This is a genomic window from Rhodanobacter sp. AS-Z3 (assembly GCF_029224025.1).
In the GTDB taxonomy this organism is placed as follows: domain Bacteria; phylum Pseudomonadota; class Gammaproteobacteria; order Xanthomonadales; family Rhodanobacteraceae; genus Rhodanobacter.
The window spans coordinates 1,446,542-1,472,153 of record NZ_CP119392.1 but is presented as its reverse complement, the minus strand read 5'-3'; the positions used below and the strand labels follow the sequence as shown (position 1 = coordinate 1,472,153).

Below are 25,612 nucleotides of genomic sequence, written 5' to 3'. Positions count from 1 at the left end.
AGCGAAACATCCCGGTAAATCGAAAAGCCGGCGGACAGTGTCCGCCCTGCGGCCGCTCGCACGACGAAGCACCACGCGTGTGACGACACGCCCCAACCGCGCAACGGGCGTCGCGGCGCAAATCCTATAAACTGTGCCGTCCGGCTACGCGCCCGTTCGTGCTGCATTCCTGGAAGTCATGCGCCTTTATCTGCAAACCGTGCCCGGCAATACCGACGCACCTCGCTATGTCCAGATCACGCTGGAGCAGGATCTGCTCGGCGGCTGGACGCTATACGGCGAAGCTGGCATCCAGGGTGGCCGCGCCACGATGAAGCGCGAACAATTCCTGGAACGCGACGAAGCCGTTGCCGCTTTCGAGAAGGCCCGCGACGCCCAACTAAAGCGCGGCTTCCGCCTGATGTTTGCCCAAGGGCTGGAAGGCCCGTACGGACGCTGATTGAAATGACCGATGTGTTGAAGAACGACCGCTTCCTGCGTGCGCTGCGCCGCGAACCCACCGACACCACGCCGATCTGGGTGATGCGCCAGGCCGGCCGCTACCTGCCGGAATACCGCGCCACCCGCGAACGCGCGGGCAATTTCATGGGGTTGGCGCAGAACCCGCAATTCGCTTGCGAAGTGACTTTGCAGCCGCTGGAACGCTTCGATCTCGACGCGGCGATCCTGTTCTCCGACATCCTCACGATTCCCGATGCGATGGGCCTGGGCTTGTCGTTCGCCCATGGCGAAGGCCCGCAGTTCGCGCGCCCGGTGCGCACGGCGGCCGAGATCGGCAAACTCGCCGTGCCCGACATGGACGGCGAACTGCGTTACGTGATGGATGCGGTGCGGCTGATCCGCCAGGAACTGCACGGTCGCGTGCCGCTGATCGGTTTTTCCGGCAGCCCGTGGACGCTGGCCTGCTACATGGTCGAAGGCCATGGCTCGCGCGACTTCGCCACGCTGAAGGCGATGTGCTGGAACGAACCGAAGCTTGCCCACCAGCTGCTCGAAACACTGGCAAAGTCCGTCGCCGCCTATCTCATCGCCCAGGCCGCCGCCGGCGCACAGGCGCTGATGATCTTCGATACCTGGGGCGGCCTGCTCGGGCCCGCGCCGTTCCGCGAATTCTCGTTGCGCTATCTGACCCAGATCGTCGCGGCGTTGAAGGCTGACCCGCTCGCGCGGGAGCTGCCGGTCATCCTGTTCTCCAAGGGAGCGGGCGCGCATTTGGCCGAGATGGCCGACAGCGGCTGCGCTGCCCTGGGCGTCGACTGGACGGTTGATCTCGCTGACGCCCGCCGCGCGGTCGCCGGCAAGGTCGCACTGCAAGGCAATCTCGATCCGGCGATCCTGCGCGCCAGCCCGGAGGTGATCCGCCGTGAAGCCCGCCTCGTCATGGACAGCTACGGCAACCACCCCGGCCACGTGTTCAATCTCGGCCACGGCATCACGCCGGAAGTGAATCCCGAGCACGTCAAGGTGCTGGTGGACGAAGTGCACAGCTACGGCCGCACGCTGCGTTCCCGTTCACTGGTTTGAAATGACAGCTGAGCGCGAAGCCAGCCATGAGGCCGCCGTCGCCACTACGACGGCGGCCCACGTATCGCTCGATGACAAGGCGTTCCCGACTGCCGCTGTGTTCGGTATCGCCATCGTTCTGGCTGTTCTGGTCTTGGCATTGCCAGTGCTGGCAACGCTGGCAGGTGGATACGCCTGGGTGGACGGACTGTTCTACCGATCCCGGGTGCCGGTGGCCGCAATCACCGGCACCCGGCTGTCCAATGGGCTTCTCATCCTCGGCGTATTGGGCCTGCTCGCCGGACTGATCTGGCCGCGACTGGCGCTGTGGGTTGGGCTGGCGACGCGCTTGCGCGTGCTTGCCTGGTACGGCGCGGTGATTGCGCTGGGAGTGGCCTGCCGGGTCGAGACCATCGCGCTGATGAAATCCATGCACGCGCGCGAAGATCAAGCCGTTCGCACACTCTACGAGAAGGCTGCGCCCAGCATGTCGGTTGCGTCGGTGCAGGCACTCGCCGCCACGCTCAACCCCGATATCGAAACCCGCTACAGCACCCTCGCCAATTACGACCGCATTCTCGAGGTGGAACGCGCCCGATATGCCGAATGCGTGATTGAGCTGTCCGCCCCGGAACGCTACGCAGGCACGCGTCTGGTGGCTGAAGTCAGTCGCTGCGGCGTTCACGCTGACGCCGACACGCGCAGACTCTATCTGGTCGAGCGAAAACACCAGGTTGCGGCCAAATAGGCAGGTCTTGAACGGCGCGGTCCCGACACGCGTCTCGCCCGCGGAAAGTACGGTCCGTCCATGGGCGCTTTTGGCAGCCCAGCCGCCGCCCCGTACAATCACCGCTTTCCCCATGACAAAGCGTGCGCCGCGCACACGCCACCGAGCCTATCCCGATGGAAAAGAGTTTCGAACCCGCCCAGATCGAGTCCACCTGGTATGCCCGTTGGGAAGCCAGCGGTGCATTCAAGCCATCGGGCCACGGTGATCCCTACTGCATCCTGCTGCCGCCGCCGAATGTCACCGGTACGCTGCACATGGGCCATGCGTTCCAGCAGACGGTGATGGACATGCTGGTGCGCTACCAGCGCATGCGCGGCATGAACACGCTGTGGCAGGTTGGCACCGACCACGCCGGCATCGCCACGCAAAAGATTGTGGAAAACCAACTCGCGGTCGAAGCGAAGACCCGCCACGACCTTGGGCGCGACGCCTTCATCGAGCGTGTGTGGAAGTGGAAGGAAGAATCCGGCTCCACCATCACCAACCAGATGCGCCGCATCGGCGCCGCCGCCGACTGGTCGCGCGAACGCTTCACCATGGACGAAGGTCTTTCCGACGCGGTGCGCAAGGTGTTCATCGACTGGTATCGCGCCGGCCTGATCTACCGCGGTAACCGGCTGGTGAACTGGGACCCGGCGCTGGGCACCGCCGTGTCCGACCTCGAAGTGAACAACGTCGAGCGCGACGGCCACATGTGGTTGATCCGTTACACCGTGACTGGCAGTGACGACAGCCTGGTGGTCGCCACTACCCGTCCGGAAACGATGCTCGGCGACGTCGCCGTGGCGGTGCATCCGGAAGACGAGCGCTACGCGCATCTGATCGGCAAAATGTTGACCTTGCCGCTGGTCGGTCGGCAGATTCCAGTGATCGCCGACGACTATGTCGACAAGGATTTCGGCACCGGCTGCGTGAAGATCACGCCGGCGCACGACTTCAACGACTATGCGATCGGCCAGCGCCACAAGCTGGCACCGATCACCATCTTTACCCTGGATGCGAAGGTCAACGACAACGCGCCGGAAAAGTACCGTGGCATGGATCGCTACGAAGCACGCAAGCTGATCGTCGCCGAACTCGATGCTTCCGATCTGCTGGTCGAGACGAAGGCGCACAAGCTGCAGGTGCCGGTAAGCCAGCGTTCGGACGCGGTGATCGAACCGATGCTGACCGATCAGTGGTTCGTCGACCTCACCAACGAGGTGCAGGCCGATGGCCGCCCGGGTGGCCGCAAGGCCATTACCGAGCCGGCGCTGGAGGCCGTGCGTTCGGGCGAGATCAAGTTTGTCCCGGAAAACTGGGCGAACACGTATACGCAGTGGCTGGACAACATCCAGGACTGGTGCATCAGCCGCCAGCTGTGGTGGGGCCATCGCATTCCGGCGTGGTACGACGAAGCGGGCAACATCTTCGTTGGCGAAGACGAGGCCGACGCGCGCGCCAGCGCCAGCAGCGAGCCAGTCGGTGCGCTGCGCCAGGACGAGGATGTGCTCGACACCTGGTTCTCCTCCGCGCTGTGGCCGTTCTCCACGCTCGGCTGGCCGGCCAACGGCCCGGTAAAGAACGAGCATGGTGACGTCGTGGCGAACTGGGAGAACGACAAACTCTTCCTGCCCAGCGCCGTGCTGGTCACCGGTTTCGACATCATCTTCTTCTGGGTCGCCCGGATGGTGATGGCCACCAAATATTTCACCGGCCAGATTCCGTTCCGCGAGGTCTACATCAACGCGATCGTGCGTGATGCGGAAGGCCAGAAGATGTCCAAGTCCAAGGGCAACACGCTGGACCCGCTGGACCTGATCGACGGCATCGCGCTGGAACCGCTGGTCGAGAAGTCCACCAAGTCATTGCTGATTCCGCAGGTGCGCGCCAAGGTCGAAAAGCGCATTCGCAAGGATTACCCCGACGGCATTCCGGCGATCGGCACCGATGCGCTGCGCTTCACCTTCGCCGCGCTCGCCAGCTACAGCCGCACCATCAACTTCGACATCAAACGCGCCGAAGGCTACAAGGCGTTCTGCAACAAGTTGTGGAATGCGGCGCGCTTCGTGCTGATGAATTTGCCGGAAGGCGAGATCGCTGCTCCCGTGGGCGCACCGGTCACCGAAGCGGAGCGCTGGATTCTCACCCGCCTCAAGCAAACCCTTGCCGAAGTGGAACAGCACTTCGTCAGCTATCGCTTCGATCATCTGGCACAGGCCTTGTACGAGTTCGTCTGGAACGAGTACTGCGACTGGTTCCTGGAATTGTCAAAACCGGCCTTGAATGGTGATGACGCGGTGGCAGCCGCGTCCACCCGGCACACCTTGCTGGTGGTGCTGGAATCGGTGCTGCGCGCACTGCACCCGGTGATCCCCTTCATCACCGAAGAAATCTGGGCGTCGGTGGGGCCGAAGCTTGCACTCACCGAAGCCAGCCTGATCCACCGACCGTGGCCGAACGCCGCGGAGATGATCGAGGACAATGCAGCGACCGCCGAGATCGAGTGGTTCAAGAACGTGCTCTCCGGCATCCGCAAGATCCGCTCGGAAATGAACATCTCGCCCGCGAAAGTCATCCCGTTGCTGTTCGCCGATGGCGACACCAACGATCACGCGCGAGTCAGCAAATTCGCCGCGCAGATCAGCTTCCTTGCCCGCACTGAAGCGCCCCAGTGGATCGAAGCGGGTACCGATGAGCCGGCATCGGCGGCGGCGGTGGTCGGCAGCTTGCGAGTGATGATCCCGCTGGCTGGCCTGATCGATCTGGATGCCGAAAAGGCGCGTCTGACCAAGGAAATCACGCGGATCGAGATCGAGATCAAGAAGTGCGAGGGCAAGCTGAGCAACGCGAACTTCGTGGCCAATGCACCGGCCGAAGTGGTTACCCAGGAACGTCAGCGCATTGCCGACTGGAACACCACGCTGGGCGCTTTGCGCGAACAGGCGCAGAAGCTGCAGCAATGAACCGGTAGGGCGGGCACTGCCCGCCGGCTTGCCACGCGAAAAGCCGAACGTGCCGCCTATTGTTCGAGATTGCCTGCGGCACTCTCGAGCACCATCACGATCGCTTCCTCGCGGCCTTCATGCGCCGGGTAATAGCGCGGACGACGGCCGATCTCGCAGAAACCCACCGACTCGTACAGCGCCTTCGCCAACGGGTTGGACGGCCGTACTTCCAGAAAGACGCGCTCGGCACCGTTCCAGCGCGCGATGTCGACCAGCCGACCCAGCAGGTGCCGACCCAGTCCGCGACCACGCCATTGCGTACCGATGCAGATGTTCAGCACATGCGCCTCGCCGGCGCCCATCGACAGGATGCCGTAACCGGCAATCACCTCGTCCATGCACAGCAGCCAGCAGGGATGGCCGGTTTTCAGACAATCACGAAAGATGCCGAGTGACCAGGGAAAGTCGTAAGACGCGTTTTCCATGGCACTGACCGTATCCAGATCCTCGGCGCGCATGGCGCGCACCTGGATCACCGGTCTGGTCAGCGCCGACATACTCAATCACCCGCCAGAGCCAGCGTGCGACGCACGCTGCGCAGTGCATTCCACAACCGCCGCTTGGCCTCGGCGTGGATCAACACCTGCGCTGGCTCATCGACCAGCACGATCTGCGCGCGATGCATCACGGCCGCCGGCAAGGCACGCCCAAGTGCATGCGCCTGCGCCTCGCCGAAAACCAGGTACGCCTGCGCTTCGGGCGCCACCGCCAGTTGCCCCTCACGCACTACCACTCGCGCGGCGCGCGCCAGAACGGCGCCACAACCCATCAGCGCGCGACTGACCAGATCCAGTTCGCGGGTGGTGCAGCCGTCGGGAAGAACCACTACGCAAGCCACCGGGCCCGCCGCATCGGTCGTGGCGTCAACCCCCGCGCCCGACTCGTTGCACTGGACTGCCGCAACTGGCAACCCGCGCCGAATCCATGGTGTCACCCCCAGCGCGCGCAGCACCCGATCGCGATGGCCCGCGTCGAACGACGACTGCGCCAACGGGCTCATGCCGGGTTGCGCCGCGTGCGGCGCCGATGCGTGGCCACGCTCCAGATCGTGAATACCGGCCCGGACAACATGTAGAGCGTGAAGCCGGCGAACAACACGCGCGCCGTGTCGAGGATCAGCAAGGCCAGCAACAGCACCGCCACCACCATCCAGCCAAACGGCACCAGTTGGTGATTGCCCATCGGCAACGACTTGAAACTGAAGTAACGAAAGCGGCTGACCATCAGTAAACCGACCACAATTGCCATCGCCGCGGTAATGAAACAAAAATCGCTGCCCGGCAAGCCGAACTTCTCCACGCTCCACACAAACGACATGCAGACCGCCGCCGCCGCCGGGCTGGCCAGCCCCTGGAAATAGCGCTTGTCGGCCACGCCAGCCTGGGTATTGAAACGTGCCAGCCGCAGCGCAGCGCAAGCGGCGTAGATGAATGCCGCGGCCCAGCCCAGCTTGCCCCACAGCGGGCCGAACTCGCGCAGCGTGGACAACGACCATGTGTACATCACCAGCGATGGCGCCAGCCCGAAGCTGATCAGGTCGGACAACGAGTCGTACTGCACGCCGAATTCGGTCTGCGTGCCGGTCATCCGGGCCACCCGACCATCCATGCCGTCCAGCACCGCGGCAATGAACACGGCCACGGCCGCTTCGGAGTAGCGTCCACCAATACTGGCAATAATGGCGTAGAAACCCGCGAACATCGCCCCCGTGGTGAACAGGTTCGGCAACAGGTAAATACCCCGGTGACGGGGTGGGCGGACGGGCGAAAGCTCGCTCATGTATCAGTACCGTGACAGGATGCGCGCAGTGTAGACCATCGGGTGCTTGAGTCCGGGCCGATGGAGTGTTAACAAGGTGCACCCGCTTATTCCCGTGAAATGGAGAACACCATGCGTCGTTCGCTGATTGCCGTAGCCCTGCTGTTGCTGGCGCCACTGGCCACCGCCCAGGTCTACAAATGGACCGACGCCGGCGGTACCGTGCATTACTCGGAAGCGCCTCCGGCACAGGGCACGAAGTTCGAAAAGGTGACCACTACGGGCACGGTCGAACCACTTGCTCCGCCGCCTGCCAAAGAGCCAGCGCTAGCCAGTCAGGCTCCAGCCCCGGCGGCTGAACCGGTGGCGGACACGCCGGAGAATCGCACCAAGCTGTGCAGTACGCTGCAATCCAACATCGCCGCCCTGCGCAGCGGCGGCCCGGTGGTGATGCAGCAAAACGGCAAGCCTGTCGCGCTAGACCAAGCCCAGCGAAACCAGCAGGTCACGTCGGCACAGGCGCAATACGATCAGTTCTGCGGGCAGACGCCATAAACGCCCGTCTGTCCGGTCGCGCCAAGCGCCGACCGGACAGACTCAAAGCCACGGGCGTGCGGCCCGGCCGGCCGCTACACTAGGCGTTTCCACAACGCCGGAATCACCCGCATGCGCCTCAGCCAATTCCATCTGGCCACCGTCAAGGAAGTCCCTGCCGACGCCGAAATTTCCAGCCACCAGCTGATGCTGCGTGCCGGCATGATCCGCAAGCTCGCTTCCGGCCTGTACAGCTGGAGCCCGCTGGGACTGCGTGTGCTGCGCAAGGTCGAGAACATCGTGCGCGAGGAAATGAACCGCGCCGGCGCCATCGAAATGCTGATGCCCTCGGTGCAGCCGAAGGAACTGTGGGACGAAACCGGTCGCTGGCAAAAATTTGGTGGCCAGCTGCTGAAAATCAAGGACCGCAAGGGTCAGGAGTTCTGTTACGGCCCGACCCACGAGGAAGTGGTTACTGATTTCGCCCGCAACGAGTTGAAAAGTTACAAACAGCTGCCGGTGAACTTCTACCAGATCCAGACCAAATTCCGCGATGAAATCCGCCCGCGTTTCGGCGTGATGCGCGCACGCGAATTCCTGATGAAGGACGCGTATTCGTTCCATCTCACGCAGGAATCGCTGGCTGAAACTTACGCCACGATGTATCAGGCGTATTCTCGTATTTTCACCCGCCTGGGCCTGACCTTCCGTGCCGTTCAGGCCGATACCGGCGCGATTGGCGGCAATGCCAGCCATGAATTCCAGGTACTGGCCGAATCGGGCGAAGACGCCATCGCGTTCTCCGACGGCTCCGACTACGCCGCCAATCTCGAAAAGGCCGAAGCGCTGGCGCCTGCCGCTACGCGCGCTGCCCCTGCAGCCACCCTGCAACGGGTCGACACGCCCACGCAAAAGACCATCGATGACGTCTCCGCCTTCCTCAAGGTCACCCCGCAGCACTGCGTGAAAACCTTGCTGGTGCGTGGCCGTGAGGGTCTGGTCGCACTCTGCGTGCGCGGCGACCACGAGATCAACGAAGTGAAGGCTGGCAAGCTGGCCGAGCTGCCGGACGAGTCGGTACTGGCCAGCGAAGAGGAAATCCTTGCCGCTACCGGCACCCGCCCTGGCTTCATCGGCCCGGTCGGTCTGCCCGATTCCATTCCGGTGATCGTCGATCGCGATGCCGCCGTGCTGGCCGATTTCGTCTGCGGCGGCAATGCCGATCGCACGCATTACACCGGCGCCAACTGGGACCGTGACGCGCGCGTCACCCGCATCGCCGACCTGCGTAACGTCGTTGAGGGCGATCTGTCGCCCGACGGCAAGGGCGTGCTGCACATCGCCCGTGGCATCGAAGTGGGCCATGTATTCCAGCTGGGCACCAAATACGCCGAAGCGCTGGATGCCACCGTGGTCGATGAAACCGGCAAGCTGCAGGTGATGACCATGGGCTGCTATGGCATCGGTGTCAGCCGCATCGTCGCCGCCGCCATCGAGCAACGTCATGACGACGCCGGCATTGTCTGGCCTGAGGCCATGGCACCTTGGCGTGTCGTCGTCTGCGTGATCAACCCCAAGCATTCGCCGACCGTCAGCGCAGCAGCGGAAGCGCTGTACCAGACCCTGGGCGAGCATGGCATCGAAGCGCTACTGGACGATCGCGGCGTGCGTGCGGGCAGCATGTTTGCCGACATGGAGTTGATCGGCATTCCGCATCGGGTCGTCGTCAGCGAGCGCGGGCTGGCTGCCGGCACGCTGGAATATCGTGGTCGCGAAGACAGCGAAAGCCGCTCGTTCAACGAAGATGAATTGCTCGCGCTACTGGCCTGATTCCGGCGCTGTTGGATTAATGGAAACGGCCGCCCAGTGCGGCCGTTTCTTTTTTCGTGCTGTGCGAAGGCGGTCTGCGCCTTATTCAAAACAACCAGGTTCAACTCAGCATTTAATCAGCTACCCGATGTCACGAAAACCCCCGCGCTTTACAATGATTCAATGAATAAGCGAGAATAACAATCAGGAATTTACAAAGCCTCCGGACGCATTCCCGATAATGCTGCCGAGACATAACCAGATCGTTTATTAACGACATTCACCCGGGAGTCACGCATGGCCGTCGATATCAAGAGTCTCAATCACAATCAGTTGAATGACCTCATCAGCAAGGCGCAGGTTCGCCAGAACGAATTGCGCAAGGAAAAGGTCGGCAAGCTGCGCGAGAAAGTTCACGCGATGCTGAAGGCCGAAGGGTATTCCTTCGAAGACATTTTCGGCACCGCGCGTGGCAAGGCCAAGCGCACCACCGGCACCGTTGCGCCGAAGTACCGTAACCCGGCCAACCCGGCGCAGACCTGGTCGGGCCGTGGCAAGCGTCCGCATTGGTTCAACGACGCACTGAAGGCCGGCAAGAAGGAAAAGGATCTGGCGATCTGATCGTCAGCCCTGTTGCCCATTCCAATGAAGAACGCCGGCCTTGTGCCGGCGTTCTTCATTTCGGCGGTGCTTCCATCACAGCGAGCGACGCGGAGAAATCAGCAGGTCGCCGAACATCAAACCGGCCACCAGCGACACCAGCAGGGTAATCAGCAGCAAGCCTGTATCCAGACTCAAATCGGTATCGCGCTCCATCAGAAACGACACGCTGCGAAATCCGACGCTGCCCGGCACCAACAGCAGAATGCCAGGCTCGCGAATCACGGCACCGGGCCGATGGGCGTAACGGGCAAACACGTTTGCCAGCGCGCCCAGCAGCAAGCCGCCCAGGAATACGCCGACCGGCGCGCCCGGCAATGAACTCGATATCTGTCCACCCCAGCGCGTGGCCATATAGCCCACCACTACCGCCAGAATCACCACCGGCCAGTCGCGTTTCGCTGCACGGAACAAGATCGCGAACGCGACGGCAGCTACCAGCAGTGCCGGATAGTCCGTCCACTGCGGCAACGGCGCCAAGGCAAAGTCGCGCGCGACGATGCCGAGCGCCTTGCATAGCTGAGTCGCCGCGATGGTGCCGAAAGTGAGCTTGAGCAAGGTCGACATGGCGCCGCCCATGCGCGCCATGCCGGAAACCAGATGTTGGGCGGAAATTTCACGCACCGCGGTGGTCAGCGACATGCCGGGAATCAGGATGATCAGACTGGCCAGCACCACCGACTTGATCGCCAGAGGCACCACAAACGCACTCACCACGATCGCCACGCTGGTCGCCACCAGCGCGCATATCGCATCGCCAGCCGCCGCCAGCCGCGGCCGACTGCCCGCCAACAGACTGACGCAACCGATGATCACGCCGATCACGGCCGCCACGATAAGGTCAACCCACGAGCTGTGCAGAAATAGTGCTTCGATGGCGCCGGCCGAGAGGCCATAGCTGAGCACCAGTCCAATCTTTTCGCGGCGCGTGTCAGGACGCCCCAGTTCGCGCAGCAGACGAAAGCCCTCGCGCAAATCCAGCTCGCCAGCAATCGCCCGATCAGCAATGTCGTCCACTTGGCACAGTCGCTCCAGATGCACCTCACCGGGCGCCAGCCGCATCACCTGGGTGGTCTGCGCCACACCGTCCTCGCCGCCCTGGGCCAGATCGGAGAACGAAATGATGATGGCCGTGGGGCTGGACCACACATCGGCCAACAGCCCCAGCCGCTGCGCCACGCCGGCCACTGCGATCTCCAGGCGTGGCGCGTTGGTGCCGTATTGGTGCAGGCGACGCGCCAATTCCAGCGCAAAGGCCATGCGCGTCGTGATCGCCGTGGTGGCGAACTGCTGCTGGCTGATGACGTCGCCGGGGCTCATGCCGCGGCACGCACCTGCAAGGTGCTGCCGTCGACAGCCACCACTTCCACGGTGGCGCCCAGTGGCAACTCAGGCCCGCTGACCAGCCACTGGCCGTCACCCACGCGTGCCTTGCCGCGACCGTTGATGATCGGCTCGATCAACTGGTAACGCTGACCAATCAACTGCTCCGCGCGCCGATTCAACCGCTCATCGCCGGGCGCCCGACGCTCCAGCCGTGGCCGCAGCCAGCGGGCGTAGGCGAAGCAGGAAGCGAACGCAAGCGCGCCGAACAGGAGCGCCTGCGCCAGCAGGCCCAGCGTCGGATCAATCCACAGCACCGCACCCATCACTGCCGCGGCCAGACCAATCCACAACAGAAAATACCCAGGCAACATCAGCTCGCTGGCGATCAGCAGCAGTGCCAGAATCCACCACAGATAATGCGTCGATAATTCCCACATGGCTTCGTCCTCAACGCAGCGGTGGCTGGATGGAAGTGGACTTCTGCTGCTGGGCCAGCGATTCCTTGGCCAGCTCGGCAATGCCGGCCAGCGAACCAAGAATACCGGTAGCCTCGATCGGCAACAGCAGCATCTTCTGGTTCGGCGACTTGGCCATTTCCTTCAGCGCTTCAACATAGTTGTTGGCCACGAAATAGTTCAGTGCATTGACGTTGCCGTTGGCAATCGACTCGGAGACCATCGTGGTCGCCTTGGCCTCTGCCTCGGCCGAACGCTCGCGCGCCTCGGCGGTGCGGAACGCGGCTTCCTTCTCGCCCTCGGCAGCAAGAATCACCGACTGCTTCTCGCCCTCGGCCTTGAGAATCGCCGCCTGGCGGAAGCCCTCGGCATCGAGGATGTTGGCGCGCTTCTCGCGCTCGGCCTTCATCTGCCGCGCCATCGCGTCGATCAAATCACGCGGCGGCGCAATGTCCTTGATCTCGATACGGTTGACCTTGACGCCCCACGGATGGGTCGCCTCGTCAACCACCTTGAGCAACTTCGCATTGATGGCATCGCGCTGGCTCAATGATTCATCAAGATCCATCGAGCCCAGCACGGTACGGATATTGGTCATCACCAGCGCCAGCGAAGCCTGTTCCAGATTGGACACCTCATAGGCCGCCTTGGATGCGTCCAGCACCTGGTAGAACACCACGCCGTCCACCCGCACGACCGCGTTGTCCTTGGTGATCACGTCCTGCGAGGGCACGTCGAGCACCTGCTCCATCATGTTGATCTTGCGCCCGACCGCCTGATAGATCGGGATCAGGAAATGCAGCCCGGGGCTAAGGGTGCGGGTGTACTTGCCGAACGTCTCCACCGTCCACTCGAAGCCTTGCGGCACGATGCGCACCAGCTTGGCCACGCCGATGATGACGACCGCCACAATGACCAGCGCAAGCAATTGTCCAATTCCCATGAGCCTTACCCCTAATCCATGAAGACGCCAGTATAGGCGAGTGCACTCCCCCCGAGCAGCAGAGTTCCATGCAACCTGCGCCACGCCCAGTCGCCCCGAATCACATGGTTTGCCGCGCTTCCTCGATCACTGTCATCCTCTCGTAACATTGCCGTGCTGCCATAGTGCAAGCATCCCGTGGACGACTCATGCAAAAGCGCATCCTGATCATTGAAGACGAGGCCCCGATCCGCGACATGGTGGCGTTTGCTCTGCGTCGAGCGGACATGCTGCCGATCAGTGCCGGTGATGCCGCCGAAGCGCAGTTGGCGATCGCCGAAGCGATGCCCGACCTGATCCTGCTGGACTGGATGCTGCCAGGCATCAGCGGCATGGACCTGGCACGTCGGCTGCGCAAGAACGAACTGACTCGCGAGCTGCCCATCATCATGCTGACCGCGCGGGGCGAAGAGGCCGATCGCGTGGCGGGGCTCGATGCCGGGGTCGATGACTACGTCGTCAAACCCTTTTCGGCGCGCGAACTGGTGGCGCGGATCAAGGCTGTACTTCGCCGCAGTCAGGCCGAAGACAGCTCGGGCATGATCGAACTGGCGGGCCTGCGCATCGACGGTCTGGCGCACCGGGTGTACGCCGACAACGAGCAACTCACTATCGGGCCGACCGAGTATCGCCTGCTGCATTTTTTCATGACCCACGCCGAGCGCGTGTACTCGCGTGCACAGTTGCTGGACCACGTATGGGGCGGCAGCGTATACGTGGAGGAGCGCACCGTCGACGTGCATATTCGCCGCCTGCGCAAGAGCCTGGAAGCGTGCGGCCTCGACACCGTGATCCAGACCGTGCGCGGCACCGGCTACCGCTTTTCTGCCCAGCCCGCGCCTGCGCGGCCGTAGCGGCGAAGCCTGCGCATGCGCCCCACCAAAGCCTTGTTTGCCACAGGACCGGCTGCCGTCCTGACCGTTTCGCTGACGCTCACTGCGCTGACAGCCGCAATCTGGGGCGTGAACTGGTGGTCGCTCGGTATCGCGCTCGGCGGCCAACTCGTCGTCCTGCTGTGGCTGCCAGCTGCAGCGGAGACGCAGGCTCACCCGTTGGAACAGTCACCACGGTTCTCACCTACCCGGAAGGACAGGCAGCGGCGCCTGAGCTCTCAGCTAGGCGATGTTCGCGATGCCGCAAGCGCCTTGCCTGACGCGGTCGTGCTGTTTGATCAGCAAGGACAGGTGTACTGGTTCAACCCGGCGGCGCGGCGCTTGCTCGGCCTGCGCGAGCGGCGCAGCGGCATTCCGCTGGCCCGGCAAATGGCCGGTAGCGAACTTGGCATCCGGCTGCTGCAGGACAACAACGAACCGATCGCCGAGATACCCGCACCGGAAGATCCCTCGCTGCGCCTGAGTGTAACGATCATGCCGTTTGGCTCCCGTCTGCGCCTGTTGCTGGCCCGCGACATCAGCGCGCTCAGTCGCCTCGAACAGGTACGGCGCGACTTCGTTGCCAACGTTTCGCACGAGTTGCGCACGCCGCTGACGGTCATTCACGGTTATCTGGAACTGCTGGACCCCACCGACGTACCGGAACTGGCGCCCGTACTCGGCGAAATGCGCATGCAATCGCAACGGATGCGGCAAATCGTCGAAGACTTGTTGACCTTGTCGCGACTGGAAACCGGCGAAGCGCTGCCGGAAGAAGAAGTGGCAATGGTTCCCATGCTGGAGACGCTGCGGCGCGAAGCCGAGGCGCTCAGCCGGGGCCGCCATGCAATTCGTGTGGACGCCGCCAGCCAGGCATGCCTGCGTGGTTCGACCCACCACTTGCACAGCGCGTTCTCCAACCTGGTGAGCAATGCCGTGCGCTACACGCCCAGCGGCGGCGAAATCGTGATCGGTTGGCGGCAGACAGCAGACGGCGGCGCCACCTTCTCGGTGCGTGACAGCGGCCTGGGCATCTCCGCCGAGCATCTGATTCGTCTCACCGAACGCTTCTATCGCGTCTCCTCCAGTCGCTCACGTGAATCCGGTGGCACCGGGCTTGGGCTTTCGATCGTCAAGCACGTGATCAACCTGCACCACGGGCGCCTGCTTATCGAAAGCGAACCGGGACAAGGCTCGACCTTCTCCTGTGTGATGGATGCCGCGTGCGTGCTACCGCCGGGCCGCGATGACATTAACGGAGCCGCGGCTTCGGCCGACTGAAGTCTCGCACGAAGGCCACTCTCCACGAAAAAAAAACGACGTGGAAAATATCCACGCCGCAGCCGATTGGGGATAGAGATCGGCGTCTCCAGTTGCCTTGCCATGGAGGGGAGTCAAGGAAGGCAAGCGCAGTATCGCGATGCATGATGACAAGCCGATGACGGGCATGGCTCTCGGTGGAAGCTGAGCCAGGTGACCGGCCTTGCGCCAGCGGCATCGGCGTCTCAACGAAGTCACTTCCCGGTCGCATTGGTGCAACACAAGGGCGCGAAGATCAGTGTCAGCCCCGGCAGGAGAGCAGACATGCGGATCACCTTCATCACCGAAACCTGGCCACCCCAGGTGAATGGCGTCGCCCTTACCGTGCGCGCACTCGCCGAGGGACTAGCCGCACGCAACGTCGACGTCGAAGTGGTCCGGCCGGGCGCCGCCGGCCGTGACGGTAAAGTCGGTCTGGTATCAGCACGCGGCGTGGCCATGCCGCGTTACCCCAGCATGCAGTTTGGCCTGCCCGCCGGCCAAGCTTTGCGCCGACGCTGGATCACGCAGCGGCCGGATGCGGTGTACATCGCGACGGAGGGTCCGCTCGGTGCCTCGGCAATGCGCACGGCCAATGCACTGGACATTCCGGTCGTCACCGGATTCCACACGCGCTTCCACGACTACGCCGCGCACTACGGCGTCGGGCTACTGGCGCCACTGGTTCGCAAACACCTGCTTGGCTTTCATCGCCGCGCACAAATGACCTTGGTGCCGACCCGCGCGTTGCAAGCGGAATTGACCGATGCGGGCATCGACCACGTGCAGAAACTACGCCGCGGCGTCGACAGCAGGCTGTTCTCTCCGGATCGGCGCGACCTCGCCTTGCGCAAAAGTTGGGGCGTGCACGATAACGCTCCGGTGCTGCTGTGCGTCGGCCGGATCGCCGCAGAAAAGAATCTCGGCCTCGCCGTACAGGCCTTCCGCACCGTGCAGGCGCGCATACCCGGCGCACGCATCGTCATGGTCGGCGACGGCCCCCAGCGTGCTGCGCTGGCTGCCGCGTACCCGGATGCGCTGTTCGTCGGCACCAGGCACGATACGGAACTGGCTGCCCACTATGCCAGCGCAGACCTGTTCGTGTTTCCGAGCCTGTCGGAAACCTTCGGCAACGTCGTGCTTGAGGCCATGGCGTCCGGCCTGGCGCTGGTCGCCTTCGAGCAGGCGGCGGCACAGGAGCACGTTGCTCACGGCATCTCTGGACTGGTCGTGCCGGCAACCGATACACGCGGCTTCATCACGTCGACCTATCAACTCGGCATGGATTCCGACATGCGCCGGCAGCTGGGCATCAGCGCACGTCGCAGCGCGCAGCGGTTCCCACCGGATGCGGTGATCTGCGAATTCGAGAGCCTGCTCAACTCACTGATGCGTGGATCTCCCGATGACCATCTCCGCGCCGCCGCCTGAGCAGATTCTATGGACACTCGATCTCCTGCTGTGTCGAGCGGCCAGCGGTTGGGCGCAACACCGTGCCGTGCACCGGACCTTCGGCGTGATCAGCCGATTGGTGATGGTTGGCTCTGGCACGGCCTGATCGCTGTGCTGGCAACCGTTGGCGGCAGACGTGGCGTACATATCGCACTGCAGATGCTGTGCACCGGCATCGTGGCGATGTCACGCGTGACCCTTGGTTTGCACTAGCCGACCAACGTACTCGCTGGCGCAGCGCTCGGCACCCTGCTCGGGTTGAGTTCACTGTGGCTCGACCCAGTACTGACTGCCGCGCTCGTCATCAGCTGAAGTCGCCATGGTGCATGGCAGCGGCGACGGTCATCGGGTCGTCACGCACCAGCCCTCCGCCACGACTATGCCGGCCTGCATCTGACCGCCTCCGTGTGTCCACCCCCAGCAGCTTCTGCCACCCACCCGAGCGCATGATGAATTCTGCCCTTGCACCGCAAGCCGGCGCAGCCGAACCCAGCGACCCGGACTTCCGTGCGCCAGAGCTCTACCTGAACCACGAACTCTCGACGCTGGAATTCAACTTCCGGGTACTGGCGCAGGCAAACTCCACTTCGGTACCGCTGCTGGAACGACTGCAGTTCCTGTGCATCTCCGTGCGCAACCTGGATGAATTCTTCGAAGTGCGCGTAGCCAGCCTCAGGCACTTGATTGCCTATGGCGACGCGCGACCCGGCGCGGACGGCCTGCCATTGAGCGAGGTGCTTGCCCAGGTACGCAAGAGCGTCATTCGGCTGGTGCATATGCAATACGAAACATGGAACGATTCGCTGCGCCCGGCGCTGGCTGCTGAAGGTATCGTCTTCAGTGACAGCAAGCAGTGGTCGCCTGCACAAAGGTGTTGGGCACGCGAGCATTTCGTGCGCGAAATTCTTCCTGTGCTGTCACCGCTGGGGCTGAATTCGGCCCATCCCTTTCCCAGAATTCTCAACAAGAGCCTGAACGTTGCCGTGGTACTGAATGGCAGCGATGCCTTCGGGCGCGAGGGAAACGTCGCCGTGGTACGTGCACCACGCTCACTGCCACGTGTGATCCGCATGCCGCAGGGCGTTGCCGATGTGCCTTGCCAATTCGTGTTCCTGTCCACCTTGCTCGAGGAGTTCGCCGATGCGATGTTTCCCGACATGGAGATCCACGGCGCCTACCAGTTTCGCGTCACGCGCGATTCCGAACTGGAACTCGAAGACGACGATACCGAGAACCTGGCCCGGGTATTGAGTCTGGAGTTGCGCGAACGCGGCTATGCCGAAGCCGTTCGGCTCGAACTCGGCGCGGACTGCACACCTGCGATCCGCCAGATGCTGCTGGTCAACTTCGGCCTGAAGGATACCGACGCGTATCTTTGCGGAGGCCCGGTCAATCTGCATCGGGCGGCGGCGATCTACGACATGGTCGATCGTCCCGACCTGAAATACCCACCGCTTGTGCCTGCCGTTGCGCCAACCTTCGCCGCCCATGCCCGCCTTTTCGAAACCCTCAGCCAGGGCGACGTGCTACTGCATCACCCGTTCGAATCGTTCATGCCGGTGCTTGAACTGCTGCGCAAGTCGAGCACGGACCCGGATGTGCTCGCAATCCGGCAAACGCTGTATCGCGTCGGCGAAGACTCGCCGCTGATCGGATACCTGGTCGATGCAGCGCGATCCGGCAAGGAAGTAACCGTAGTCATCGAACTGCGCGCACGCTTCGACGAAGAAGCCAATATCCGCCTGGCCGACCGTCTGCAGGAAGCTGGCGTGCAAGTCGTCTATGGCGTGGTCGGTTACAAGACACACGCGAAGATGCTGCTGATCGTACGCCGTGAACGCGGCGTACTACGGCATTACGCACATCTCTCCACGGGGAACTACCACCAGGCCACCAGCCGCCTTTACACCGACATCGGGCTGATCACCCAGGACGCCAGCATCTGCGAGGACGTGAGCAAGATTTTCCAGCAATTGTGCAGCCTCGGACCGGTGGTTGAACTGCAGCAACTGCTGCAATCACCCTTCAGCCTTCATCAGGGATTGCTGGCCCTCGTGGCGCGTGAAATAGAGCATGCGCAAGCGGGGAAGCCGGCGCGGATCGTCGCACGCATGAACGCACTTAACGAACCGTCCATGATCGAGGCGCTCTACCGCGCGTCCTGCGCCGGCGTCAAGATTGATCTGATCGTGCGCGGCGCGTGCATGCTGCGGCCCGGGCTGCCAGGCATTTCGGAGCGTATCCGCGTTCGCTCGGTGCTGGGCCGCTTTCTGGAACACAGCCGCGTGTACTGGTTCGCCAACGGCGGCGAAGCGAAACTCTACTGCTCATCGGCCGACTGGATGGAGCGCAATCTACTGCGACGTGTCGAGGCCTGTTTCCCCGTGCGCGACGCGCGTCTCGCCACGCGCATCTTCCGCGAGACCCTGCAAAACTATCTGGACGACAATCTGCAGGCGTGGCTACTGGATGCCGATGGCCATTACCACCGCGCCACGCCAGGCGATGCACCCGTGCATTCGGCGCAGCAATGGCTGTTGGATCAATACGAGGCATGAGCTGGCGGCGAATGACGTGTCGACAGAACTTTTGATCAACACCCGATCGATGCAGCAGGAAGGTGACGCCGGCATGGTCCTGCAACAGCCGACACCGCACAGGTACATCGGCGACTTGAAGATTCATGCCAACTGCACGACCGCGTTCGATCTGACGGCAGAAAAACAAACGGCGGGCATCCAGGCCCGCCGCTTTCCTTCCCTGGGTCCAACTCCCTCGCGATAACCGTTGCCTGACGCTAGACGAACAACCCACAACCGCGACAGATCGCGGCTGTGCGGGTCCTTCAGAAAGCGACTTCGCCAAACACGCCGATTTCGTTGGTCTTCACGTTCTGCACATGTGGCGGCACCGGCGTGCCCACCGACTTGTCGGCCTGCTCATGCTTCCACACACCGGCCAGCTTGAAACCCTTGGTCAGCTGGAACTCCACGCCCGCGTTGTAATAGACATCCTTGTTGGCGCCATCCAGCGTCTTGCTGAGCTTGGCATTGTCGTAGCGGGCAAACAGGTTCACCCCGTCAGCGATCGCCACACTGCCCCAGACCGAGTAGCCATCGGCCTTGTCGGTCGCCGTGGTGAGCACGTTGTTCCAGTTCTTCGCGGTGAAATACTCCGCGCCGAGGCGGAAGGCATCGTTGGCCCATGCCACCATCAAATCACCCCGCTGTGCCGTATTCGGTGCGCTGGTGTTCTCGGTCTGCTGGCCTCGATGGCCGCTGTAGCCGCCAATCGCCACGACCATGTTGTCGACTGGCACGAAGCCGACGCGACCCTCCACGTCCACGCCCTTGCTGCGACCCGGATTCTTGTAACCGTTGCCGTTGACGATCGACACGGCGTAGTTCAACGACTTGCCCGCGCCGATATCACCGCCGAGATGCATGCCCCAGTCGGCGGAGTTGGCATATTTCAGGCGGTCCGTGGTGGTCGGCTCGACGTAGCGGAAACCATAGTATTTCTCGACGAACGGAATCCATGGCATGTCGGCCGAACCGATCCGGAACACCGCTGCCTGATCGAACTTGGCCTGCACATAGGCTTTCTTGACGAACAGGTTGGTCTCGCCATCGTTGCTGACGTAGTTGAAATCGGTGGTCAGGTTGGCCGACCAGACGTCGTTGAACTTGTGGTCGATGCCGAGATAGAAGCGCTTCACATCAAGCCCGTTGCCCGATGCATTGGTCTTGCCGGTATCACTGTTCTTCTGGTCAACGTTCGTGAAGTCGAAGTACATCTTGCCGGATAGCGAGGTGTTGTTGACCGCCTTTTCCAGTGCGGCGAATTGCTTGTCGCTGGCCGCCGTCACGTTGGTCGCCTTCTCCACCGCCTGACCCGTGCTGACGTTGATCTCGGACTGTGCATCGGTGCGCTGTTCGAGCTCGTCAACCTTGGCCTGCAACACCGCAAGCTGCGGCTTCAGCAGTTCGACTTCCGCGCTGCTGACCGTGCCGGTGGTCTGATTCTGCAGCGGTGCCGCAGCCGTCGTGAAACTGGTGATGCCGAGGCCAGCAGCAATCGCCACCGCAATCAATCTGGAACGCATGTCATTCTCCGCAAATGGGTGGAAAGCATCTCGATCGCCGCCTCGACGTGAAGGCTGGCTAGCGATTGGTTAACAAGTCTGCCGGCGGATTTTTACGCTGGGATGCCGCTTTGATGACAGATTAAAGACAACGCCAACGGCCCGGGGCGTGGGTCTTCTTGTGCACGGACGTCGAGCGATCGACCCGCCGAGCGTCGCGCGCGGGTTGGCCGAAACGGACGCGGCATTTTATGGCAAGGCATTCCGTTCTGCGCCATGTTCGCCGAGGCACGCGGTCTGCTCGCGTCTGGCCGACTGTCATCAAGCTGCAACATTCATTTCATTCAATGGCAACACGAAAGGCATGAAATGTGGGGGTCGCATCCGACTTCCGCCAAGGAGCTACCGTGTTGACCTTCAGCAAAACCCCGCTTCAATTAGCCGCCATTGGTGCATTGGCCATGGCATCAACGTTCGGCGCCGCCGCCCACGCCACCGACATCACCGGCGCCGGCTCGAGCTTCGTCTACCCGGTCATGTCCAAATGGTCGGCCGCCTATGCGGACAAGACCGGCAACCGCCTCAACTATCAGTCGGTCGGTTCTGGCGCCGGCATCGCGCAGATCAAGGAAGGCACCATCGACTTCGGCGCCTCCGACGCACCGATGACGGCGCAAGACCTGCAGAAATACGGACTCGGCCAATTCCCGATCGTGGTCGGCGGCATCGTGCCAGTGATCAACATCACCGGTGTGCAGGCCGACCAGATCAAGCTGGACGGCACCACCCTGGCCGACATTTTCCTGGGCAAAATAACGAACTGGAATGACCCGAAGATTGCCGCGCTGAATACCGGTATCAGCCTGCCCGCCGGCAAGATCACCGTGGTGCATCGCTCGGACGGTTCGGGCACCTCGTTCAACTTCACCAACTATTTGTCCAAGGTCAACCCGGAGTGGGCCAGCAAGGTCAAGTTCGGCACCGCGGTGGAGTGGCCGAGCGGCGTGGGCGGCAAGGGCAACGAAGGTGTTTCGCAGTACGTCCGTCAGATCAAGGGTTCGATTGGCTACGTGGAATACGCCTATGCGGTAAAGAACAAGCTGGCCTGGGTTGACCTGCAGAACGCCAGCGGCCATTTCATCAAGCCGAGTGCGGACGCGTTCGCCGCTGCCGCCGCCACCGCCGACTGGGCCAGCGCGAAAGACTTCAACCTGATCATGACCAATGCACCCGGCGAACAGGCGTGGCCGATCACCGCCACCACCTGGATGATCATGTACAAGACGCCGAAGAACGCCGGCAACAGCAAGGCCGCCTTCGACTTTTTCAAATACGCGCTGGAGAGTGGCCGGCCAGCGGCGAGTGAGCTCGACTACGTGCCGCTGCCAGCGTCGTTGGTCAGTCAGATCGAGGCCTACTGGGCTGCCGAGTTCAAGCACTGAGATTCGATCAGCCTTCGTAGGAGCCTGCTCGCGGGTGATGCCTTTACGCATTCAGACAACCGCATCGCCCCCTAGCGGGCTCCTACCCTCCCTAGCGATAGAGAACACTTGTGGCCAACACCGCCAACGCATCACCTGACCTGCTGGAGCAACGCAGCCGCCGTGACGCCCGTCACGAGCGGCTGTTCCGCTGGCTGCTGAAGGGCTGTGCGCTGATCGTGCTGGCCGCCCTCGTCGGAGCGGCTGGCGCCACGCTGTGGGGCGGGCGCGAAGCCTTCAGCACGTTCGGCTGGCACTTCCTGGTCAGCTCGGAATGGGACCCCGGCAACGACGTCTACGGTGCGCTGGTACCGGTCTACGGCACGCTCGCCACCTCCTTCATTGCCTTGGCTTTAGCGGTACCGATCAGCTTCGGTATCGCCGTCTATCTGTCCGAGGTCGCACCGAGCTGGTTGCGCACGCCGATCGCCTCGGCGATCGAATTGCTCGCTGGCATCCCTTCGATCATCTACGGCATGTGGGGACTTTTCATCTTTGCCCCGTTTTTCGCCGAACACATCAAGCCGTGGCTATCCAACAACCTCGGCAACAAGCCCGATGACGGCAAGCTTTCGTGGCTGGCCGAACACGTGCCGTTCGTGGGCAAGCTGTTCGGCAGCGACTATCCGTTCGGCGCCAGCATCCTGGTCGCGGGCATCGTGCTGGCCATCATGATCATCCCGTTCATCTCCTCGGTGATGCGCGAGGTGTTCCAGACCGTGCCGACGCGACTGAAAGAATCGGCCTATGCGCTGGGCTCCAGCACCTGGGAAGTGTCGTGGGACATCGTGCTGCCGTATACCCGCTCGGCAGTGATCGGCGGCATCTTCCTCGGCCTCGGCCGTGCGCTCGGCGAAACGATGGCGGTGACCTTCGTGCTGGGCAACGCGATGCACCTGTCGGCCTCCCTGCTCGACCCCGGCACCTCGATCGCCTCGACCATCGCCAACCAGTTCAGCGAAGCCGCTGGACTGCAGAAATCCTCGCTGATGGCGCTCGCCTTCCTGCTGTTCGTGGTCACCTTCATCGTGCTGCTGATCGCGCGACTGATGTTGCGCCGGCTGGCCAGCAAGGAGGGCCGCTGATGAACGCCCTGTACCTGCGCCGCCGCATCACCAACGCACTGGCGATGGGACTCAGCCTGCTGGCTACCCTGATCGGGCTGGCCTTTCTGGTCTGGATTCTGTGCGAGACCCTGCGCCAGGGTATCAGCGCGCTCAACCTGCAACTGTTCACGAAAATCACCGCGTACGGCGAGGATGGCGGCTTGCTCAACTCGATGGTCGGCAGCCTGATCATCAACTTCATCGGCATCGGCATAGCCACGCCCATCGGCGTACTGGCCGGTACCTGGCTGGCCGAATACGCCAACCGCACAAAACTGGGCGAGACGATCCGCTTCCTCAACGACATCCTGCTGTCGGCACCGTCGATCGTGATGGGCCTGTTCGTCTACACCATCATCGTGCTGCCTAGCACCGCACTCACCCACGGCTCCACCACGTTCTCCGGCTTTGCCGGCGGCGTGGCGCTGGCGCTGATCGCGCTGCCGGTGATCGTGCGCACCACCGACGAGATGCTGCGGCTGGTGCCCTCCACGCTGCGCGAGGCGGCATTGTCGCTGGGCGTGCCGCAGTGGAAACTGACTTTGCAGATCCTGATCCGCGCTGCACGCTCGGGCATCATCACCGGCGTGTTGTTGGCGCTGGCGCGAATCAGCGGCGAAACCGCGCCGCTGTTGTTCACCGCGTTCGGCAACAACTACATGGCGCTGAACCCGCTGGACAAGATGTCCAGCCTGCCGCAAATCATCTACCAGTACGCCAACGATCCGGGTGACGCGATGCACGCAATGGCCTGGGCCGGCGCGTTCGTGATCACCCTGTTCGTGTTGCTGCTGAGCCTCGTTTCCCGCCTGATCCTTTCCCGCAACAAGGTGTCCCATGACTAGTTCCGCCCTCGCCATGAACGCGGCGCCGTCGGCAACGGCCACACCCAAGCTGACCGTGCGTGACCTGCACTTCTACTACAACGGGTTCCATGCGCTGAAAGGCATCAACATGGACATTCCGGAGAAGAAGGTTACCGCGATCATCGGCCCGTCCGGCTGTGGCAAATCCACCTTGCTGCGCATCTTTAACCGCATCTACGCGATCTATCCGAAGCTGGAAGCGACGGGCGAGATTCGGCTGGATGGTGACAACATTCTCGATCCCCGCTATTCGATGAACCGTCTGCGCAGCAAGGTCGGCATGGTCTTCCAGAAGCCGGTGCCGTTCCCGATGACGATCTTCGAGAACGTGGCCTATGGCATCCGTCACCACGAGAAGCTGTCGCGCAAGGACATGGAGAACCGGGTCGAGCAGGCCTTGCGCAACGCCGCGCTGTGGGACGAGGTGAAAGGCAAGCTCAAGCACAACGCGCTCGGCCTTTCCGGCGGCCAGCAGCAACGCCTGTGCATCGCCCGTGCGATCGCGCTGAAGCCCGAAGTGCTGCTGCTGGACGAACCCACATCGGCGCTGGACCCGATCGCCACCGGCCGCATCGAGCAACTGGTGGAGGAATTGAAAAGCCAGTTCACCATCGTCATCGTCACCCACAACATGCAACAGGCCGCACGCTGTTCCGACCAGACCGCCTTCATGTATCTGGGCGAACTGATCGAGTTCGACCAGACCGAAAAGATCTTCACCAAGCCGGGCAAGAAGCAGACCGAGGATTACATCACCGGACGCTTTGGGTGATTGAAGCGGGGAACGGGGACAGGGAACGGCAAGAGTGGTCGCAAAAACCAGCTCTTGCCTTTCCGGCCGTTGTTCCCTGTTCCCTGCTCTCCGTTCCCTGTTCCCGCTCTTCGCTCCCTACTCCCCGAGGCCCACCATGACCACCGGCACCGACCACATCATCAAGAGTTACGACGGCGAACTGACCCGACTTACCGGCGAGATCGTGCGCATGGGCGAGTTGTCGGTAAAACAACTGGAGGCGGCGATCGACGTGGTCGAGCGTCGCGACGAACGCGCTGCCCAGCGCGTGGTCGACAACGACGACACCATCGACCAGATGGAACAGGACGTCAGCCACGATGTGGTGCGCCTGCTGGCCCTGCGCGCACCGATGGCCGGTGACTTGCGCAACGTGTTCGCCGCGCTGCGTATCGCCGCCGACATCGAACGCATCGGCGACTACGCGGCCAATGTCGCCAAACGCTCGATCCCGCTGTCGATGGTGGCGCCGGTGCGGCCGGCGACAGGCCTCGGGCATCTGGCAAAACTGGCCGCCACCGGCGTGCGTGACGTGCTGGCCGCGTACCGGGATCGCGACGCCGAGCGCGCGCACGCGGTGTGGAAGAACGACACCGTGCTGGACGAAGCCTATACCGGTTACTTCCGTCAATTGCTGACCTACATGATGGAAGACCCACGCAACATCACGCCGTGCACGCATCTGCTTTTCATGGCGAAGAACATCGAGCGCATCGGCGACCACGCGACCAACATCGCCGAAAACGTGTGGTTCCAGGTCACCGGTGAACCCTTGCAGGCACCACGCAAGAAGCTCGACGAGACGGCCAGCGCGGATTTCTCCGGACTGTCGATCAAGCAAGACAAACCGTGACT

At 62.7% G+C, this 25,612-nt stretch carries 24 protein-coding genes; 17 read left to right on the top strand and 7 right to left on the bottom strand.

Going from position 1 to position 25,612, the window contains the following annotated elements; genetic code table 11:
- The first annotated feature begins 178 nt into the window (after positions 1 to 178).
- The 4 genes from PY254_RS06240 (at position 179) to PY254_RS06225 (ending at position 5,238) form a co-directional block, all read left to right on the top strand.
- Entirely contained in the window at positions 179 to 439 is a 261-nt protein-coding gene (locus tag PY254_RS06240; RefSeq protein WP_281014612.1) for a WGR domain-containing protein, read from the top strand.
- Between the two features lie 5 nt (positions 440 to 444).
- On the top strand, positions 445 to 1,524 hold the full coding sequence (gene hemE / locus PY254_RS06235) for a uroporphyrinogen decarboxylase (RefSeq protein ID WP_281014611.1): 1,080 nt from the start codon (positions 445 to 447) through the stop codon (positions 1,522 to 1,524).
- Position 1,525: 1 nt separating this feature from the next.
- Positions 1,526 to 2,251 carry a hypothetical protein gene (locus tag PY254_RS06230; RefSeq protein ID WP_281014610.1) on the top strand — a complete coding sequence of 242 codons (726 nt, stop codon included), beginning with the start codon at positions 1,526 to 1,528 and terminating at the stop codon, positions 2,249 to 2,251.
- 155 nt (positions 2,252 to 2,406) lie between these two features.
- Positions 2,407 to 5,238, top strand: a complete 2,832-nt coding sequence (locus PY254_RS06225) for a valine--tRNA ligase (RefSeq protein ID WP_281014609.1) — start codon at positions 2,407 to 2,409, stop codon at positions 5,236 to 5,238.
- 56 nt (positions 5,239 to 5,294) lie between these two features.
- On the opposite strand, the gene rimI is transcribed toward PY254_RS06225, so the two are convergent.
- The 3 genes from rimI to PY254_RS06210 are packed head-to-tail and all read right to left on the bottom strand — an operon-like array spanning position 5,295 to position 7,059.
- Complete coding sequence (gene rimI / locus PY254_RS06220) at positions 5,295 to 5,777, bottom strand: ribosomal protein S18-alanine N-acetyltransferase (RefSeq protein WP_281014608.1); 483 nt, start codon at positions 5,775 to 5,777, stop codon at positions 5,295 to 5,297.
- A 2-nt stretch (positions 5,778 to 5,779) separates the two neighbouring features.
- Positions 5,780 to 6,280, bottom strand: coding sequence for a hypothetical protein (locus tag PY254_RS06215; RefSeq protein ID WP_281014607.1), 501 nt, complete (start codon positions 6,278 to 6,280; stop codon positions 5,780 to 5,782).
- Complete coding sequence (locus PY254_RS06210) at positions 6,277 to 7,059, bottom strand: CDP-alcohol phosphatidyltransferase family protein (RefSeq protein ID WP_281014606.1); 783 nt, start codon at positions 7,057 to 7,059, stop codon at positions 6,277 to 6,279. The genes PY254_RS06215 and PY254_RS06210 overlap by 4 nt, the downstream gene beginning before the upstream one ends.
- Positions 7,060 to 7,170: 111 nt before the next feature.
- On the opposite strand from PY254_RS06210, the gene PY254_RS06205 reads away from it, so the two are divergent.
- The 3 genes from PY254_RS06205 to PY254_RS06195 all read left to right on the top strand — a co-directional run bounded on the left by PY254_RS06205 (position 7,171) and on the right by PY254_RS06195 (position 10,002).
- The gene (locus tag PY254_RS06205) at positions 7,171 to 7,593 is read left to right on the top strand and encodes a DUF4124 domain-containing protein (RefSeq protein ID WP_281014605.1); all 423 of its coding nucleotides are present in this window, start codon (positions 7,171 to 7,173) and stop codon (positions 7,591 to 7,593) included.
- 111 nt (positions 7,594 to 7,704) lie between these two features.
- Positions 7,705 to 9,402 (top strand): proline--tRNA ligase, encoded by a 1,698-nt coding sequence (locus PY254_RS06200; protein ID WP_281014604.1) that lies wholly within the window; start codon positions 7,705 to 7,707, stop codon positions 9,400 to 9,402.
- A gap of 276 nt (positions 9,403 to 9,678) precedes the next feature.
- On the top strand, positions 9,679 to 10,002 hold the full coding sequence (locus tag PY254_RS06195; RefSeq protein ID WP_281014603.1) for an H-NS histone family protein: 324 nt from the start codon (positions 9,679 to 9,681) through the stop codon (positions 10,000 to 10,002).
- 75 nt (positions 10,003 to 10,077) lie between these two features.
- Here the strand turns inward: PY254_RS06195 and PY254_RS06190 are convergent, their stop codons facing one another.
- From PY254_RS06190 to PY254_RS06180, 3 genes are read right to left on the bottom strand one after another with little or no spacing between them, the layout of a single operon-like run.
- On the bottom strand, positions 10,078 to 11,361 hold the full coding sequence (locus PY254_RS06190; protein WP_281014602.1) for a threonine/serine exporter family protein: 1,284 nt from the start codon (positions 11,359 to 11,361) through the stop codon (positions 10,078 to 10,080).
- The gene (locus tag PY254_RS06185; protein ID WP_281014601.1) at positions 11,358 to 11,804 is read right to left on the bottom strand and encodes an NfeD family protein; all 447 of its coding nucleotides are present in this window, start codon (positions 11,802 to 11,804) and stop codon (positions 11,358 to 11,360) included. Before PY254_RS06185 ends, PY254_RS06190 begins: the two co-directional genes overlap by 4 nt.
- 10 nt (positions 11,805 to 11,814) lie before the next feature.
- Positions 11,815 to 12,765: an SPFH domain-containing protein gene (locus PY254_RS06180; RefSeq protein ID WP_281014600.1), complete on the bottom strand. Its 951-nt coding sequence runs from the start codon at positions 12,763 to 12,765 to the stop codon at positions 11,815 to 11,817.
- Between the two features lie 188 nt (positions 12,766 to 12,953).
- Between PY254_RS06180 and phoB the strand changes: the two genes are divergently transcribed.
- From phoB to PY254_RS06155, 5 genes are all read left to right on the top strand, one after another.
- Positions 12,954 to 13,658: a phosphate regulon transcriptional regulator PhoB gene (gene phoB, locus PY254_RS06175; protein ID WP_281014599.1), complete on the top strand. Its 705-nt coding sequence runs from the start codon at positions 12,954 to 12,956 to the stop codon at positions 13,656 to 13,658.
- A 15-nt stretch (positions 13,659 to 13,673) separates the two neighbouring features.
- Positions 13,674 to 14,957 (top strand): phosphate regulon sensor histidine kinase PhoR, encoded by a 1,284-nt coding sequence (gene phoR, locus PY254_RS06170; protein ID WP_281014598.1) that lies wholly within the window; start codon positions 13,674 to 13,676, stop codon positions 14,955 to 14,957.
- A gap of 252 nt (positions 14,958 to 15,209) precedes the next feature.
- On the top strand, positions 15,210 to 16,406 hold the full coding sequence (locus PY254_RS06165) for a glycosyltransferase family 4 protein (RefSeq protein ID WP_345781828.1): 1,197 nt from the start codon (positions 15,210 to 15,212) through the stop codon (positions 16,404 to 16,406).
- Between the two features lie 470 nt (positions 16,407 to 16,876).
- On the top strand, positions 16,877 to 18,985 hold the full coding sequence (ppk1, locus tag PY254_RS06160) for a polyphosphate kinase 1 (protein ID WP_281014597.1): 2,109 nt from the start codon (positions 16,877 to 16,879) through the stop codon (positions 18,983 to 18,985).
- 16 nt (positions 18,986 to 19,001) lie between these two features.
- A complete protein-coding gene (locus tag PY254_RS06155; RefSeq protein ID WP_281014596.1) occupies positions 19,002 to 19,211 on the top strand; it encodes a hypothetical protein in 210 nt (69 codons plus the stop codon).
- 61 nt (positions 19,212 to 19,272) lie between these two features.
- Here the strand turns inward: PY254_RS06155 and PY254_RS06150 are convergent, their stop codons facing one another.
- On the bottom strand, positions 19,273 to 20,532 hold the full coding sequence (locus PY254_RS06150) for a porin (RefSeq protein WP_281014595.1): 1,260 nt from the start codon (positions 20,530 to 20,532) through the stop codon (positions 19,273 to 19,275).
- A 440-nt stretch (positions 20,533 to 20,972) separates the two neighbouring features.
- Here PY254_RS06150 and pstS point away from each other — a divergent pair, with 440 nt between their 5' ends.
- The 5 genes from pstS to phoU all read left to right on the top strand — a co-directional run bounded on the left by pstS (position 20,973) and on the right by phoU (position 25,610).
- Positions 20,973 to 21,953, top strand: coding sequence for a phosphate ABC transporter substrate-binding protein PstS (gene pstS, locus PY254_RS06145; RefSeq protein ID WP_281014594.1), 981 nt, complete (start codon positions 20,973 to 20,975; stop codon positions 21,951 to 21,953).
- 110 nt (positions 21,954 to 22,063) lie between these two features.
- Positions 22,064 to 23,077 (top strand): phosphate ABC transporter permease subunit PstC, encoded by a 1,014-nt coding sequence (gene pstC, locus PY254_RS06140; protein ID WP_281014593.1) that lies wholly within the window; start codon positions 22,064 to 22,066, stop codon positions 23,075 to 23,077.
- Entirely contained in the window at positions 23,077 to 23,943 is an 867-nt protein-coding gene (pstA, locus tag PY254_RS06135; protein WP_281014592.1) for a phosphate ABC transporter permease PstA, read from the top strand. The genes pstC and pstA overlap by 1 nt, the downstream gene beginning before the upstream one ends.
- On the top strand, positions 23,936 to 24,736 hold the full coding sequence (gene pstB / locus PY254_RS06130; RefSeq protein ID WP_281014591.1) for a phosphate ABC transporter ATP-binding protein PstB: 801 nt from the start codon (positions 23,936 to 23,938) through the stop codon (positions 24,734 to 24,736). The genes pstA and pstB overlap by 8 nt, the downstream gene beginning before the upstream one ends.
- A 136-nt stretch (positions 24,737 to 24,872) precedes the next feature.
- The gene (gene phoU, locus PY254_RS06125; RefSeq protein WP_281014590.1) at positions 24,873 to 25,610 is read left to right on the top strand and encodes a phosphate signaling complex protein PhoU; all 738 of its coding nucleotides are present in this window, start codon (positions 24,873 to 24,875) and stop codon (positions 25,608 to 25,610) included.
- The last annotated feature ends 2 nt before the right edge of the window (positions 25,611 to 25,612 follow it).